Source organism: Pseudomonas sediminis, from assembly GCF_002741105.1.
In the GTDB taxonomy this organism is placed as follows: Bacteria; Pseudomonadota; Gammaproteobacteria; order Pseudomonadales; family Pseudomonadaceae; genus Aquipseudomonas; species Aquipseudomonas sediminis.
Genome location: NZ_NIQU01000001.1, coordinates 305,824 through 320,652, shown reverse-complemented (window position 1 = coordinate 320,652; position 14,829 = coordinate 305,824). Strand labels below are relative to the sequence as shown.

General features: G+C 62.4%; 12 protein-coding genes and 1 pseudogene. 7 read left to right on the top strand and 6 right to left on the bottom strand.

The features are described 5' to 3' along the window. Positions 1 to 2 precede the first annotated feature (2 nt). Positions 3 to 248 carry a hypothetical protein gene (locus CDO35_RS01600; protein WP_099522265.1) on the bottom strand — a complete coding sequence of 82 codons (246 nt, stop codon included), beginning with the start codon at positions 246 to 248 and terminating at the stop codon, positions 3 to 5. A 65-nt stretch (positions 249 to 313) separates the two neighbouring features. Further along, positions 314 to 2,149: an Lnb N-terminal periplasmic domain-containing protein gene (locus tag CDO35_RS01595; RefSeq protein WP_425048521.1), complete on the bottom strand. Its 1,836-nt coding sequence runs from the start codon at positions 2,147 to 2,149 to the stop codon at positions 314 to 316. 236 nt (positions 2,150 to 2,385) lie between these two features. Between CDO35_RS01595 and CDO35_RS01590 the strand changes: the two genes are divergently transcribed. The 7 genes from CDO35_RS01590 (at position 2,386) to CDO35_RS01560 (ending at position 9,512) form a co-directional block, all read left to right on the top strand. Then, a complete protein-coding gene (locus CDO35_RS01590; protein ID WP_099522263.1) occupies positions 2,386 to 4,875 on the top strand; it encodes a Lon protease family protein in 2,490 nt (829 codons plus the stop codon). Positions 4,876 to 5,040: 165 nt separating this feature from the next. Continuing rightward, positions 5,041 to 5,394 (top strand): PA4575 family protein, encoded by a 354-nt coding sequence (locus CDO35_RS01585; protein WP_099522262.1) that lies wholly within the window; start codon positions 5,041 to 5,043, stop codon positions 5,392 to 5,394. 138 nt (positions 5,395 to 5,532) lie between these two features. Beyond that, on the top strand, positions 5,533 to 6,024 hold the full coding sequence (locus CDO35_RS01580; RefSeq protein ID WP_004423362.1) for a TIGR00645 family protein: 492 nt from the start codon (positions 5,533 to 5,535) through the stop codon (positions 6,022 to 6,024). Positions 6,025 to 6,155: 131 nt separating this feature from the next. Continuing rightward, positions 6,156 to 6,458: a DUF6482 family protein gene (locus CDO35_RS01575; protein WP_099522261.1), complete on the top strand. Its 303-nt coding sequence runs from the start codon at positions 6,156 to 6,158 to the stop codon at positions 6,456 to 6,458. Further along, on the top strand, positions 6,455 to 7,855 hold the full coding sequence (locus CDO35_RS01570; protein WP_166432375.1) for a 3'-5' exonuclease family protein: 1,401 nt from the start codon (positions 6,455 to 6,457) through the stop codon (positions 7,853 to 7,855). The genes CDO35_RS01575 and CDO35_RS01570 overlap by 4 nt, the downstream gene beginning before the upstream one ends. After that, the gene (locus CDO35_RS01565) at positions 7,852 to 9,387 is read left to right on the top strand and encodes a cryptochrome/photolyase family protein (RefSeq protein WP_099522260.1); all 1,536 of its coding nucleotides are present in this window, start codon (positions 7,852 to 7,854) and stop codon (positions 9,385 to 9,387) included. The genes CDO35_RS01570 and CDO35_RS01565 overlap by 4 nt, the downstream gene beginning before the upstream one ends. Further along, on the top strand, positions 9,384 to 9,512 hold the full coding sequence (locus CDO35_RS01560; RefSeq protein ID WP_021488275.1) for a DUF2256 domain-containing protein: 129 nt from the start codon (positions 9,384 to 9,386) through the stop codon (positions 9,510 to 9,512). The genes CDO35_RS01565 and CDO35_RS01560 overlap by 4 nt, the downstream gene beginning before the upstream one ends. A gap of 41 nt (positions 9,513 to 9,553) precedes the next feature. Here CDO35_RS01560 and CDO35_RS23145 read toward each other — a convergent pair whose 3' ends face one another. The 4 genes and pseudogenes from CDO35_RS23145 to CDO35_RS01545 all read right to left on the bottom strand — a co-directional run bounded on the left by CDO35_RS23145 (position 9,554) and on the right by CDO35_RS01545 (position 14,798). Further along, on the bottom strand, positions 9,554 to 10,417 hold the full coding sequence (locus tag CDO35_RS23145; protein WP_425048520.1) for a methyl-accepting chemotaxis protein: 864 nt from the start codon (positions 10,415 to 10,417) through the stop codon (positions 9,554 to 9,556). Then, positions 10,412 to 11,179 (bottom strand): annotated as a pseudogene (locus CDO35_RS23140) (MCP four helix bundle domain-containing protein); the annotation flags it as partial. The pseudogene CDO35_RS23140 and the gene CDO35_RS23145, both read right to left, overlap by 6 nt. Before the next feature lie 69 nt (positions 11,180 to 11,248). Next, positions 11,249 to 12,319 carry an HD domain-containing phosphohydrolase gene (locus tag CDO35_RS01550; protein ID WP_099522258.1) on the bottom strand — a complete coding sequence of 357 codons (1,071 nt, stop codon included), beginning with the start codon at positions 12,317 to 12,319 and terminating at the stop codon, positions 11,249 to 11,251. Further along, positions 12,309 to 14,798 (bottom strand): hybrid sensor histidine kinase/response regulator, encoded by a 2,490-nt coding sequence (locus tag CDO35_RS01545; RefSeq protein ID WP_099522257.1) that lies wholly within the window; start codon positions 14,796 to 14,798, stop codon positions 12,309 to 12,311. Before CDO35_RS01545 ends, CDO35_RS01550 begins: the two co-directional genes overlap by 11 nt. Positions 14,799 to 14,829 lie beyond the last annotated feature (31 nt).

The window sequence follows — 14,829 nt, the reverse complement described above, 5'->3', positions numbered from 1 at the left end:
GCTCACTCGCTGGCCGACAGCAGGTCCAGGGCTTCGCCGAGTACCTTGACCGACTCGGTGTGATCGCCAGCCTTGTGCAGGGCTTCGCCCTCGGCGCGCAGCTCCTTGCCCTTGGCCAGCACCTCGGGGTCGGACGGTGGATCGCTTTGCAGCAGTGCATCGATCTTGGCCATGTCCTGCGGGCAGTGCATGGCCCACAACGGCAGGCTGATCAGGGTAGCGGCGAGAAACATGAGCGTGCGACGCATGATGACTCTCCTGAAACGGGTGAAGGAAATTTCAGTATAGAAGCCCGCCTTCTGCGTGTTGCCCTTTAGTAGTGATACCAGCGCAGCTCCAGTTTCACTTCATTGACCGGGCTAGCCAGCTGGCTGAATTCGCGCTGGGCGCTCAGGCGCAGGCCGAGGTTGCGCGAAACTTCCCATTGCTGGTTGAGCGATAGACGTCGGCGCACTTCACCGTTGTGGAAGTAATCGCCTGCAGCTTCCAGGGTCATGTTGCCCAGCGGGTTGCGCCAGAGCAGGCCGCTGTTGAAGCCCAGCGCTGGGGAGATAACGGCGGCAAAGTCCTCGTTGTATTCCAGGCGTGCGGTGCCGAGGGCAAAGCCCAGTAGGTCGTCGTGCAACTGCCAGGTGGCGCCGGCACCACCGCTGATATGGCCGACCAACCGGCTATCGCCATCTTCGCCTAGCACCCGCTCCAAACCGCCGCCGATCTGCCAGGACAGCGGCTGCAGCAGGGCGTTGCGTGGTGTTAGCGAGCGGATATTGGCCAGATCCAGGCGTTGCAACTGCCAGTGGTTGTTCTCGTACTGGCGCAGCTTGAGCTGGAAGATCTCGATCTGCGCGCCGAGTGGGAAGCCGTCGAGGTTGTCGGTGAGGTCGTGGTAGGCCATGCGCAGGCCGTACTCGGCAAAGGCGCGATCATCGCGGCTGCCGCCAGCCAGTTGCCAGGTGCGTGATTCGTGGCCTTCCTCAGGCAGCGGCGGGCGCTCGACTGCCAGTGGCGGTGGCGGGTTGCGATTGATCGCGCCGAGTAGCTGGAAGCTGCGCTGGGCGTTGCTGCTGCGCTCTTCATCGTTGGCGTGGTAGCGCACCAGACGGAAGGCGGCGTCCTGGATCAGGGCACGGCGTTCCGCCGGCAGGGCGAGGAGGGCGCTGTCGTCGAGTTGCGTTGGGTCTTGGCTCAGGCGCAGCACCCAGGCCTGTTCGTCGCGCTCCAGCGGTTCAGCGCGGGCCAGCAGTTCGCGTTCGCGCGAGGGGCGGTAGTCGATGCGTTCGATCAGCCCGGCATCCTTGACCGCGCGCACTGTGTCGGTGGGGATGGCTGTGAGCGGGAAATGTTCGGTCAGCTCGATACCGGGGCGGGCGATTTCCAGCAGTTCCAGCAGGCGGTAGGAGCAGTTCTCGTCGAAGAAAAAGTAGTCGAAGCGGATCTGCTTGAGTTCCCAGACGTGCTCGACCATGCGCGCGGTTTCTTCCGGCGTCAGGTTCAGCCGGTATTCCCACAGGTCGCGATTTTCCAGGCGGTTGTATTCGCTGAGTTTCTCGCGGTACGGCACCAGGGCGAACAGGCCGGGATAGCCGCCCATCAGGCCGCGCCAGGCGTAGAGGATGCTGTTGTCGTTACCTTCGATGAACGCACCGAAATTCAGCGCGTAACTGAGCAGTGCGGTGTTGTGGCTATCGATGTCAGGCTGGTCGATGCGCAGCAGGGTATGGCCGAACATCGACGAGGGGCTGTTCAGGTAAGCTGCCGGGAACACCAGCACCGTGCTGTGTGGATTGACGTCGGCGAACCAGTTTCGATATTCGGCGCAGTCGGGGCTGGGCATGTCATCGAGTTGCAATTGCGCCTTGAGCCAACGGGTACGCGCCGGGTAGACGCACTGCGGGTGGCGGTCGCCCAGTTCGGCAGTTTGGTACAGCGCCTTAAGGGTCGCCTGCAGTTCAGCTGCCGGGTCGCTGTCGCCATCTTCGGCGAGAAAGAAATCGTTGTCGTCGACATAGCTACGCCAGCCGCCGAGCTTGCCGGTTTCATAGTGGCCGAGGGCGAGCCAGTAAGGATCGTTGGCCAGTTGTTCGAGCGTGGCAGCGTGCAGGGGAAAGCTGAAGCTCAGGGCAAGGACGGCGAATATCCGTTTCAAGATCGCTGTTCTTCTGGTCATGGCGATGGCCGAGCTTTGGCCACGCGGCCAACTGGTGTCAAGGCAGTCGACGTCGGCATTTTGCGCAAGTGCTGGTCGGTGCTCGTTATGAGCGTTGCGCGGTACATCACGGTTGAATCGCTCTTCATTTTTTGAATCAAGCCTTGATCCCTTTCGCGCCACAGGCCCAGAATCACCCCATGTTTTGCGGAAACTTCCGCCCGCTATAAGGATTGCCAATGTCCAAGCGTAGCCTCGATGCTTTGCGCCTTGCCCCCGACTCACTGACCCGCCCCTTCGCCCCCGAGCAATTCAATTTCAGCAGTACCGATGACCTCGAACCCTTCCGCGGCGTATTGGGCCAGGCCCGCGCGGTCGAAGCCCTGCAGTTCGGTGTGGCCATGCCGCGCCCTGGCTACAACGTGTTCGTCATGGGCGAGCCCGGTACCGGGCGCTTCTCCTTCGTCCAGCGCTACCTCAAGGCCGAAGCCAAACGCATGGAGACGCCGGCCGACCGGGTTTACGTCAATCATTTCGACGAACCCCGTGAGCCGCGTGCGCTGGAGCTGCCAGCTGGTACCGCGAGCGATTTCATCGCCGACATCAACCTGCTGATCGACAACCTGCTGGCCACCTTCCCGGCGGTGTTCGAAACCCCGACTTACCAGCAGAAGAAAAGCGCCATCGATCGCGGCTTCAACAAGCGCTACGACCAGGCGCTGGACGTGATCGAGCGGCTGTCGCTGGAGAAGGGCGTGGCCCTGTACCGCGACAGCACCAATATCGCCTTCACCCCGATGGCCGACGGCAAGGCGCTGGACGAAGCCGAGTTCGCGCAACTGCCCGAAGCCGAGCGTGAGCGCTTCCACGCCGATATCGCCGCGCTGGAAGAGCGCCTCAACGAGGAGCTGGCCAGCCTGCCGCAGTGGAAGCGTGAGTCGAGCAACCTGCTGCGCCAACTCAATGAAGAGACCATCACCGTTGCCCTGCAGCCGCTGCTGGCACCGTTGTCGGAGAAGTACGCGGAAAATGCCGATGTCTGCGCCTATCTCCAGGCCATGCAGGTCAACCTGCTGAAAACCGCCGTCGAGCAACTGGTGGATGTCGACAAGGCTGACCCGCAACTGCGCAAGCTGCTGGAGGAAATGTACTGCCCGAGCCTGGTGGTTGGTCACCATGCCAACGGCGGTGCGCCGGTGGTGTTCGAGTCGCACCCGACCTACGACAATCTGTTCGGCCGTATCGAATACAGCTCCGATCAGGGCGCGCTGTACACCAGCTACCGGCAACTGCGCCCCGGCGCGCTGCACCGCGCCAACGGCGGCTATCTGGTGGTCGAGGCAGAAAAAATGCTGGGTGAGCCTTTCGTCTGGGAAGCGCTGAAGCGTGCCCTGCATTCGCGCCAGTTGAAGATGGAGTCGCCGCTGGGTGATCTCGGCCGCATCGCCACCGTCACGCTCAACCCGCAGGTCATCCCGCTGCAACTGAAGGTCATCATCATCGGCTCGCGTCAGCTCTATTATGCGCTGCAAGACGCCGATCCCGACTTTCAGGAGATGTTTCGCGTCCTGGTCGACTTCGACGAGGACATCCCGCTCGCCGAAGAAAGCCTGGAGCAGTTCGCGCAATTGATGAAGACTCGCACCTCGGAAGAAGGTATGGCGCCGCTGACTGGTGCTGCCGTGGCGCGTCTGGCTACCTACAGCGCACGCCTGGCTGAACATCAGGGGCGTCTGTCGGCGCGTATTGGCGATTTGTTCCAGTTGGTCAGCGAGGCGGACTTCATTCGCCAGCTCGCCGGAGAAGGTCTCACCGATGTCGGTCACATAGAGCGCGCACTCAAGGCCAAGGCCACCCGCACCGGGCGCGTGTCGGCGCGGATCATCGACGACATGCTGGCCGGCATCATTCTGATCGACACCACGGGCGCGGCGGTGGGCAAGTGCAACGGTCTGACCGTGCTGGAAGTCGGCGACTCGGCTTTTGGCGTGCCAGCGCGGATTTCCGCCACGGTCTATCCCGGCGGCAGTGGCATCGTCGATATCGAGCGTGAGGTCAGTCTCGGTCAGTCCATCCACTCCAAGGGGGTGATGATCCTCACCGGCTTCCTCGGCAGCCGCTACGCACAGGAATTCCCGCTGGAGATTTCCGCCAGCATCGCCCTGGAGCAGTCCTACGGTTACGTCGACGGCGACAGCGCGTCACTCGGTGAGGTCTGCACGTTGATCTCGGCGTTGTCGCGCACGCCGCTGAAACAGTGCTTCGCCATCACTGGCTCGATCAACCAATTCGGCGAAGTGCAGGCGGTCGGCGGCGTCAACGAGAAGATCGAAGGCTTCTTCCGTCTGTGCGAGGCGCGTGGCCTGACCGGCGAGCAGGGGGTGATCATCCCGCACTCCAACGTCGCCAACCTGATGCTCGACGAGCGCGTGCTGCAGGCCGTGCGAGAAGGCCAGTTCAACGTCTACGCCGTGCGTCATGTCGACGAGGCCCTGAGCCTGCTGGTCGGCGAGGCGGCTGGTCATCCGGATGAAAAGGGTCGCTTCCCCAAAGGCAGCGTCAACGCTCGGGTGGTCGAACGTTTGCGCGATATCGCCGAGATCGGGCTGGAGGAAGAGATCAAACCGGCTGACGCGGACAAGGCGAAGGCCGAAGCCGAGGCGGCCGCGGTGAAACCGGCCAAGGCGCCGCGGCGCAAGAAGGGGGAGGGTGAAGGCACTGTGGGCTGAGCAAATATTGCACGATTGTCACGGATCGCCCGGGGCAGGTGCATCTTGAATGTTGCTCACTACTCATGCACAGAGTTATCCACAGATTGCGTGGATAACTTTTGCCTTCACAGTGCGGCTGCTCGGGGTGTAGGCTGAAGCCTGGATTCTGCGAGGGTCGCCGCCATGTCGCGCAGCCTCTGCCTCACCCGCCAATGCCTGGGCCTGGTCACTCGCATCGAATGCGTGATCAGGCCACTGGCAGGAGACAACGGACGTTGGACACTGCTTTGCGCCGCCGGTATGTCGGGGGCGCAGCCTTCCGCGATCAAGGCGCAAGGCCCGTTCTATGGGCCTTCCGTCGCCGAGGATGCCCTGGCGGCGATTGCCGAGAGTCTGGCTCTGCAGGGCTACGTCGAATGCTCTGAAGCGCCGATCTGGCGTCTGCACCTGCAGGCCGAGTTACGCCGAGTCAATGGTGAGCGGCACAGCGTTGCCGGGCCCTTCCAGCGCCATCCTGAAACCGACGGACAGAGCTGAGCGCCCGAATCATGGCGCGTCTGGGCAATCCGGGCGTTGCCGCCGGGCTGGGGTTATCCACAGTGCTCAGGCACCTTCTTTTGGTGCAATGCGATGGGTATACTCGCCGCGATTTTCCCCTCCTTCAGTGAGCCCTCCATGGAACGCTTCATCGAAAACACCATGTACGCATCGCGCTGGTTGCTGGCGCCGATCTACTTCGGTCTTTCTCTCGCCGTGCTCGCCTTGTCGGTCAAGTTCTTCCAAGAGCTTTATCACATCCTGCCGCAGATCTTTTCCCTGGCCGAAGCCGACGTGATTCTCAAGCTCCTGTCGCTGATCGACATGGCGCTGGTCGGTGGGCTCTTGGTGATGGTGATGCTGTCCGGCTACGAGAACTTCGTTTCACGCCTGGATATTCACGAAGGCACCGAGAAGCTGAGCTGGCTCGGCAAGATGGACTCCAGCTCGCTGAAGATGAAAGTGGCTGCGTCCATCGTGGCGATTTCGTCCATCCACCTGCTGAAAGTGTTCATGGACGCGAAGAACTACGATCTGGAGTATCTGAAATGGTACGTGATCATTCACCTGACCTTCGTTGGGTCTGCCTTCGCCATGGGCTATCTGGACAAGGTCACCAAGCACGACTGATCCGAAGCCGCCTCGCAACCGCCCGTCCGAACGTGACGGGCGTTTTGCTTTCTGGGCTTGAGCTTTTTCTTTGTTGTACAAGAATTGTTTTTGTATAAGTTCTTGTATAGTTAAGGTCGGAGGCAAGCCTGATGAACCTGAATGATCTGTCCACCCACGCCCAAGCCGGGCGCATCGATGAACTTAACCTGATCTCGCTCGAAGGCGGTATCTATCTGCTTGAAGCGCGCATGGACGGGCGGGCGCACCCGATCATCAATGAACAGGGCAACACGCTCAACCTGCGCTCGGTGGAGCATGCACGTGATGTCCTGCAGGAAATACCGGCGCTGCCGTTTTTCCTGGTGCACAGCTCGGTCCATGATGAAATGTGCGGCATGCCTTCGGCTGACAACAGCCTGCGCGTGCCTCTCGCTTTCCGCTCCAACTGGTGACTGCCGCCTTTGCACCGGCCGCGACGTTGCAGGGCAGGGCCCTGGCCGTCGTGGAGGTGAAGACCACAGGCGTGCATCCGGCACGTGATGCCATCTGGGAGCTGGCGATCATTCAGGTCGATGTCGACGGCACGGTCGAGGCGCGCCTGCACTGGCTGTTCGAGCCTGGCGTGGCCGTACCCCCGCCGTTGCTCAGCTTGGCAGGCCTGCATCCGTTGGAGTTGCGTGGCCAGCCGCGTATCGAATGCGAGGCGCAAGCCATTGCCGAGGCCATTCGTGGCCGCGTGTTGGTGGGCCACAACCTGCGCTTCAGCCTGGCGTTCCTGCGCCGCGTGCTGCCCGAGTGGAAGCGCCTGCGCCCACCCCAGCTGTGCACACTGCGCCTGGCCAGAGCGGCACTGCCAGAGTTGGCGAGCGGCGGTTTCGATGCACTCTGTACGCATTTCGGCATCGCGCGGTTTTTCCGCGATCGTGCGGTGCCGGATGCCGAGGCCGCCCTGGCCTTGGCCCTGCAGCTGTTGACGCGGGTGGCGCCGTCGGCGCTGGGCAGTCAACTGCGTAGCGCTGCACGTCCGCCCCTGCTGGCGGCAGAGCGTTTCGCCCGGTTGCCGGAGCGGCCTGGCGTGTATTACTTCCTGGGTGATGGCGGGGCGCAGCTTTACGTGGGCAAGAGCCGTAATTTGCGCCGCCGGGTGATGTCGCATTTTCAGAACGATCACCGCGACCGTCGCAGCCTGCAAATGGTGCAGCAGATTCGCGACGTGCAACTGGCAGTCACTGCCGGTGAGCTGGGCGCGCTACTGCTCGAGTCTGCCGAGATCAAGCGACTGCAACCCTTGTACAACCGTCATCTGCGCAAGCAGCGCGAGCTGCTGACCTGGGCGCTGGCGGGCGAGCCTGGTGAGCTGCACATCGAACTGCTGCAGCACCATGCATTGAGGCCCGGGCTCAGGCATGTTGGGCTGTTCCGCTCGCGTCATCAGGCGCGTCAGTGGCTTCTGGAGCAGGCGCGCGAGCGGCGACTGTGTCTGCGCGTGCTGGGGTTGGAGGAGGGCGAGGGAGCCTGCTTCGCCTATCAGCTTGGGCGCTGCGCGGGCGCCTGCTGTGGTGAGGAACCGCGCTCGGCCCATGACCGGCGGCTGCTTGCCGGTGCCGAGCGCCTGCAGACCCAGGCCTGGCCCTGGAGCGGGCCGGTCGCGCTGGTCGAGCGCGACGAGCAGCACGGCCTCACTCAGTGGCACGTGCTCGATCAATGGCGTCATCTCGGTACGGTCGACCAGCTCGAGCATGCCCAGCCGCTACTAGCTGCGCGTCGTGGCGGTTTCAATCTCGATACCTATCACATCCTGATCGGCCATCTGCGCCGCCACCCGAATATGGAGATCGTGCCGCTGTGAGTGCGCGCCGTCTGATTCTGATCCTGGGTGACCAGCTTACCCACGGCCTTGGTGCATTGAAGGACATCGACCGCGAGCACGACCACGTGCTGCTGGCCGAAGTGATGGAAGAGGCCAGTCATGTGCCGCATCACCCGAAGAAGATCGCCCTGATCTTCAGCGCCATGCGCCATTTCGCCGAAGCCTTGCGTGAGCAGGGCCAGCAGGTGCATTACGTGGCCCTGGACGATCCGGACAACACGGGCTCGTTGCCGGGCGAGCTGCTGCGCTGGACGCAACGGCTCGACCCTGCCGAGGTGCATCTGACCGAGTGCGGCGACTGGCGCCTGGAGCAGGCGCTGCGTCACTGTGGCGTGCCGATTCACTGGCACCAGGACAGCCGCTTTCTATGCAGCCGCGATGCGTTCGCTGCCTGGGCCAAGGGGCGCAAGCAGTTGCGCATGGAGTTCTTCTACCGTGAGATGCGCCGTGACAGCGGGCTGCTGCTCAACCCTGACGGCACACCGGAGGGCGGTGCCTGGAACTTCGATGCGGACAATCGCAAGGCATTGCCCAAAGGCATACATCCACCCGCGCCGCTGAGTATCGAGCCGGATGCCATCACCCGTGATGTGCTGGCGCTGGTCGAGCGGCGTTTCACCAGTCATTACGGCAGCCTGGAGGGTTTCGATTATCCGGTCACGGCCGAGCAGGCCGAACGCCTCTGGCAGTATTTTCTGGCCCAGGGCCTGGCAGACTTCGGTGACTACCAGGACGCCATGGCCGATGGTGAGCCCTTTCTCTTCCACTCGCGCATTAGCGCTGCGCTGAATATCGGCTTGCTCGATCTGCGGCGGATCTGCGCCGAGGTCGAGGCCGCCTATCGTGCCGGCGACGTGCCGCTGAATGCCGCCGAAGGTTTCATCCGCCAGTTGATCGGCTGGCGCGAATACGTGCGCGGCATCTACTGGCTACGTATGCCGGAGTACGCCGAGGGCAATCGCTTTGGCAACTCACGAGCGCTGCCCCAGTTCTACTGGACCGGCAAGACGCGGATGAACTGCATGCGTCAGGCCATCGGCCAGACTCTGGAGCATGCCTACGCGCACCATATCCAGCGGCTGATGGTCACCGGCAACTTCGCCTTGCTCGCTGGCATCGCGCCCAAAGCCATCTGTGACTGGTACCTGGCCGTGTATATGGACGCCTTCGACTGGGTGGAGCTGCCCAACACTCTGGGCATGGTGATGCATGCCGACGGTGGCTACCTCGGCTCCAAGCCTTATTGCGCCAGTGGTCATTACGTCAAGCGCATGTCCAACCATTGCCAGGGCTGCAGCTACAAGGTGGGCGAGAGCACCGGCGAATCGGCCTGCCCGTTCAACGCGCTGTACTGGCATTTTCTGATGCGCCACCGCGAGCCCCTGGAGCGTAACCCGCGCATTGGCATGGTTTACCGAAACCTGGCGCGCATGACCGAGGCTAAGCAACAGGTGCTGTGGGATTGGGGCGAGCGCCTGCTGGCCAAGCTCGATGCCGGGGAGATGCTGTGAAGAAAAGCGAGTTGCCGGTGAAGACCTGCGCGGTCTGCGGCCTGCCGTTCAGCTGGCGCAAGAAGTGGGCGCGCTGCTGGGACGAGGTGCGCTACTGCTCAGAGCGCTGTCGGCGTTCGCGCTGAGCGGGTGACCGGAGTAACCTCCGGGCACCCGCTGCGAAGGCTCAGACCTGAAAGCGCGCGACCATGCCCTGCATGTTGGCGGCCAGGCTCGACAGCGAGCGGCTGGCGGTGCTGGTCTGTTCCGAACCAGCCGAGTTCTGCAGCGACAGGTCGCGAATGTTGATCAGGTTGCGATCCACTTCACGGGCGACGTGGGCCTGCTGTTCGGTGGCGCTGGCGATCACCAGGTTGCGGTCGCCAATCTCGGCAATCGACTGAATGATCTGATCCAGCGCGGCTCCCGCGCCCTCGGCGATATCCAGCGTCTGCTTGGCTAGCCCATTGCTCGATTCCATGGCGCGCACCGCCTGTTCGGTGTCACCTTGCACGGTACTGATCATGGTCTCGATCTCGCGGGTGGATTGCCCGGTCTTGTGCGCCAGGGCGCGCACTTCATCGGCAACCACGGCAAAACCGCGACCCGCTTCGCCTGCACGTGCAGCCTCGATGGCGGCGTTGAGGGCAAGCAGGTTGGTCTGTTCGGCGATGCTGCGAATCACGTCGAGTACCTGGCTGATGCCACGGATCTTGCCGGCCAGTTGGCCGAAGTTGCTCGAGGTCAAATCGACATCGGCGGCCAGCTGGTTGATCGATGACAACGTCTGGGTGATGCGCTCGCTGCCCTGGCGGGCAATGCGCCCGGATTCGCTGGAGCTTTCCGAGGCACTGGCGGCGTTACGCGCCACCTCATCCACGGCGCTGCTCATTTCGGTGACGGCGGTGGCGGCCTGGTCGATCTCCAGGCTTTGCTGGTGCAGGTTGCGCGCGGTGCCATCAGTGACGGCACTCAGTTGTTCAGCGGCCGATGCCAGTTGATTGGAGGCGTCGGCGATCTGTTCGATGGTGCCGCGCAGATTGCCCTGCATGCTCTTGAGCGCCTGCAACAACTTGGCCGGCTCGTCATTGCCCTGGGTGTCGATGTTCAGGGTCAGATTGCCGCTGGCCACCGAGTCCGCCACCTGTACCGCGTCAGCCAATGGCTTGACGATGCTGCGAGTCAGCAGCGCGGCAAGTATCACCGTGGCAATGGCCGAAAGAGCCATGACCAGCAACGTGCCGCGGGTGGCCTGGGTGTAAACGGAATCTGCGGCTTTTGCTGCATTCGAGGCGCCCTGGCGATTGAGGTCTATCAGGGTATTGAGGGCCTTGACCATCATGTCAGCCTGCTTGTTCATGCCCCCTGCGAGCAAATCCTGTGCGGTCTGACGGTCACCGTTCTGCAGATGCTGAACGAGTTGGTCACGCAGTCTCAGATAGGCTACCTCGGCACTCTTGAACTCTTCGTAGGTGCCGCGTTCCTCGGATGAGCTGATCAAGGTCTCGTAGCGGGACTGTGCACCCTTCAGGTCATCCAGCAGCTTCTGCGCCAGTGCCATGTTTTCCTGCAATTGCTGGGGGGTTTCGCTGAGCAGCATGCGCAGGGTCACTGCGCGCAGACGCAGGATGTCCTGCGTGACGTCGCCCAGGGTATTGAGGCTGGGAATCCAGTTGGTTTCTACCTCGCTGGAGCGGTCATGCATGCTGTTCATCTGTAGCAGGGCAAAACCGCCGAGGGCGAAGACCAGCAGGGCGATCAAGCCAAATCCTATCGCAGCACGAGGGGCTATGGAGATGGATCTGAAGTTCATGGTGGCAGTACTCAAAGATTTAAGAGATGACTAGCGGGCTGAGGCGTTACGTGTCGTTATCAAGGTCCATCAGTCTCCTTGAGGGCAATCGCTGAGGTCGTGCTGGAGGGTCTCGATCTGCTCATAGAGGCTCTCCACCAGTGCGACCAACTCTGGGTCGAAATGCTTGCCGGACTGTTCACGAATAAACACCTGGGCTTTTTCGATGGGCCAGGGCGCCTTGTATGGGCGTGGCATGCGCAAGGCGTCGTAGACGTCGCAGATGGCGACGATGCGCCCGGACAGCGGGATTTGTTCACCGCTCAAACCATTGGGGTAGCCGCTGCCATCCCATTTCTCGTGATGGGTCAGGGCGATCTCCGCGGCCAGCGTGGTCAGCTCGGAGGCATGCTGGTCGCTCAGAATGGCGTGGCCGATGGCGGGGTGCTCCTGCATCTGCCGGCGTTCATCATCGGTCAGGGGGCCGGGTTTGAGCAGAATGTGGTCGGGTACGCCGATTTTGCCGACATCATGCATAGGCGCTGCCTGACGAATCAGCTCTACCCATTCGGCGCTCATGCCCAGGGCCTCGGCGATCAGCGCGGCGGATTCGCCAATACGCAGGATGTGGTTGCCGGTCTCGCTGTCGCGATAGGCGGCTGCTCTCGACAGGGTGCGCACCACGGCGCTATAGCTCTGGGTCAGCTGGGCGGTGCGTTCGTGTACGCGTTGCTCCAGTGTCGTGTTGGCTTCATACAGGGCAATGCTGGCCTGGCTCAGTTGCAGGTTGCTGCGTACCCGCAGGATCACCTCGGGCAGGTCGACGGGTTTGCTCAGATAATCGTTGGCGCCCAGTTCCAGGCCGGTACGGCGGCTGGCCGCGTCGTTCAGCGCGGTAATGATGATGATCGGGTTGCTGCTGCGATCACGGTCGGCCAGCGCGCGGAGAATGTCGAAGCCGTTCGGCGCCGGCATGTCCAGATCGAGCAGCAGTAGGCTCCAGGGGTTGTGCTGCAACCAGTCCAGCGCGGCGGACGAGTCGGAGAAACTGATGGTGTCGCGCAGGCCAAAGGCCCGGAGGCTGGACTCCAGCAGGCGACTGTTGGCGATCACATCATCGACGATGACCACGCGTGATTGGCGAAAGTCCTTAGACAGCATCGGTTGCCTCCTTGCCGGTCAGGTCGCAGACCAGTTGGTGTAGTTCATCAGGGTCGATGGGCACGCCGAGCAAGGCGCTGGCACCCAGACCGACCAGTTCCTGCAGCTGATCTTCACGGCTCAGCAGAATCACCGGCAGGTCTGCCAACTCGGCGCTCTGGTGCAGGGCGCGGAGCAGGTCGCGGCCGTCCAGGCCATTCAGTTCGACGCTGAGCAGCAGCAGATCAGGACGTCTGCTGTGAAGCGCTGCCAGCAGTTGCTGGCCATCATCGAACTGCTGCAGATCGATATCGGCCAGTGCCTGGCTGACGATTTCACGGTTCGTGCGGTCGAGGTCGCCGTGATAGACGCATGCCTGAAGCGGCGTCGATTCAGGTGCTTCAGCTTGTACCGGGGGGACGTGGCGCGGCAGGTCGATCCAGAACTGGCTGCCCTTGTTCGGCTCGCTGTGCAGGCCCATCTCGCCATTCATCAGCGCTGCATATTCCTTGCACAACGATAGGCCAATTCCGGTGCCCTGGATGGCGCCGTTCTCCTGGCCCAGGCGCTGGAAGGGTTCGAACAGCAGCGGTTGCAGCTCGCTGGCGATGCCCATGCCGGTGTCGCTGACCATCAGCCGTACACGGTCATCATGTTCGGTGCAGCTCAGGCTGATGCTGCCAGATGGGGTGTACTTGATGGCGTTGGACAGCAGGTTGAGCAGCACCTGGCGCAAGCGCCGTTGGTCCGCCAGTACCGGCACGGCTGTTTCCGGCAGCGCCAGCTTGAGCGCCAGGCCATGGGCTTCGACTTCCGGTGCGACCAGGTCGGCGCACTCGTTCATCAGGGCGACGGCGTCGACCTTGGTCATGTCCAGGCGTGGCTGGTCGCTCTGTAGGCTCGACCAGTCGAGGATATCGCCCACCAGCTGGTTGAGGTGGCGGCTGGCGAGCAGGATTTCCTCGAGGTAGTCGGTGTCCTGTTTGTCCGGCTGCTCCTGCTGTATGCGCATCAACTGTGCGAAGCCCTGGATGGCGTTGAGCGGGGTGCGCAGCTCATGGCTCATGCTGGAAATGAACTGGCTCTTGGCGCGGCTGGCTTCCTGGGCCTCGTGGCTGGCGCGCTGAAGCTGGGTGGCGCTGCGTTCCAGGCGCTGGCCCATGGATTCGACGTCATCGATGATCGCCTCGAGTTCGGTGATGGTGGTCGCCGGGCGCTTGGGCTTCCAGTTGCCCTGGCCGATTTCGCGGAGCATGGCAACGATGCCACCGATGGGTTTGCGCAGGCGCTCGGTCAGTTCACGGGCACGGCCCCACATGAAGGCGAAGAACACCAGGTAGAACAACACCAGGCCGCCGATCAGCAGGTAGCCGATGTTGCGGTAGTGGCTGGCCAGTGCGTTGGTCTGGCTGAAGACTTCGGCCTCGTCGACTACGGTGAGCATGTGCCAGTCGGTAGCCGGGATCGTGGCCCAGGCGACCAGGTGCGGACGGCCGTTAAGTCGGACCGAGAGCACGCCTTTGTCCTGCTGTGCGATGGCCTTGGCGAGGTCTTCGGTATCGGCACGTTTGCCCAGGTTGAAGTCTTCGGGTTTGAACAGCTCCGAGCTGATGGCTTCGTCGTAGGAGTGGGTGGTCAGCTCGTCCAGGCCGAAGTCGTCTTCGCCAGCGGGAGGCAGGGCCATGATGTTCATCTGCTTGCTGACGATCACGCCATAACCATTCCAGGGCACGTCGAGGCTCTGAATGTGTTCGAGCAGCTTGCCGACGGTGATGTCCAAGCCCACCACGCCTTCCAGAAAGTCGCCGCGCGTGACAGGGGCAACGGCAGAAAGCATCCAGCCTTGGCCGGCCGGGTCGAGGTAGACGTCGGTCCAGGCGACCTTGCCTTCGGGGTTGTGCTTGGCGTCTGCCAGGTAATAGAAGTTGTAGTCCGGTATCACCATGTCGTGGGGATACTGCGAAGGTGTGTCGAACCAGGGAAAGATGCGGTTGTAGCTGTCCCAGCTGTTGAAATAGATGCTGGCTACCAGCGGGTTTTGCCGCACGGTTTCGCGCATCAGCGGGTCGAGGGCGGCCAAGCGCGCTACCTTCTGCAGATCCTGCTTATCCAGGGGCGTGACGTTGGAGTAGAAGGAGGCCGCGCCACCGTCATCGCGCGGGCTGTAACGCACGCCGCTGGGCGTAACGGCCAGTTCTGCCGGCGCACTCGACTGGCTATTGTCCAATGCTTGCTGGGTCAGGGAGGCATAGGTGCTGGTGAGTCGCGCGATATGGCCGAGTTCGCTTTCGACCAGATGGGCTTCCTGATTGGCGGCCGCCTGTAGATCGTTGAGAGTGGTTTCGCGCAGGTGGGATATCTGTGCATCACGGATCGATACGTTGCTGATCAGGTAGACGCTGATCAGTACCGTCTCCACCAGAATCAGCGGAATCAGCGCCGTCTGTACGAAGGCACGCCATATCCATGTCCGAAGACTGACTTGAGAGCCGTTTTGCATGGCGCACGCTCCTGAGGGGCGAACGAATGAT

What these genes read in the sequence shown, in the direction of transcription:
- CDO35_RS01550 (WP_099522258.1), bottom strand. Translation starts at nt 12,319, where the DNA reads ATGCTGTCTAAGGACTTTCGCCAATCACGCGTGGTCATCGTCGATGAT.
- CDO35_RS01545 (WP_099522257.1), bottom strand. Translation starts at nt 14,798, where the DNA reads ATGCAAAACGGCTCTCAAGTCAGTCTTCGGACATGGATATGGCGTGCC.
- CDO35_RS23145 (WP_425048520.1), bottom strand. Translation starts at nt 10,417, where the DNA reads ATGCAGGGCAATCTGCGCGGCACCATCGAACAGATCGCCGACGCCTCC.
- CDO35_RS01575 (WP_099522261.1), top strand. Translation starts at nt 6,156, where the DNA reads ATGAACCTGAATGATCTGTCCACCCACGCCCAAGCCGGGCGCATCGAT.
- CDO35_RS01600 (WP_099522265.1), bottom strand. Translation starts at nt 248, where the DNA reads ATGCGTCGCACGCTCATGTTTCTCGCCGCTACCCTGATCAGCCTGCCG.
- CDO35_RS01590 (WP_099522263.1), top strand. Translation starts at nt 2,386, where the DNA reads ATGTCCAAGCGTAGCCTCGATGCTTTGCGCCTTGCCCCCGACTCACTG.
- CDO35_RS01580 (WP_004423362.1), top strand. Translation starts at nt 5,533, where the DNA reads ATGGAACGCTTCATCGAAAACACCATGTACGCATCGCGCTGGTTGCTG.
- CDO35_RS01585 (WP_099522262.1), top strand. Translation starts at nt 5,041, where the DNA reads ATGTCGCGCAGCCTCTGCCTCACCCGCCAATGCCTGGGCCTGGTCACT.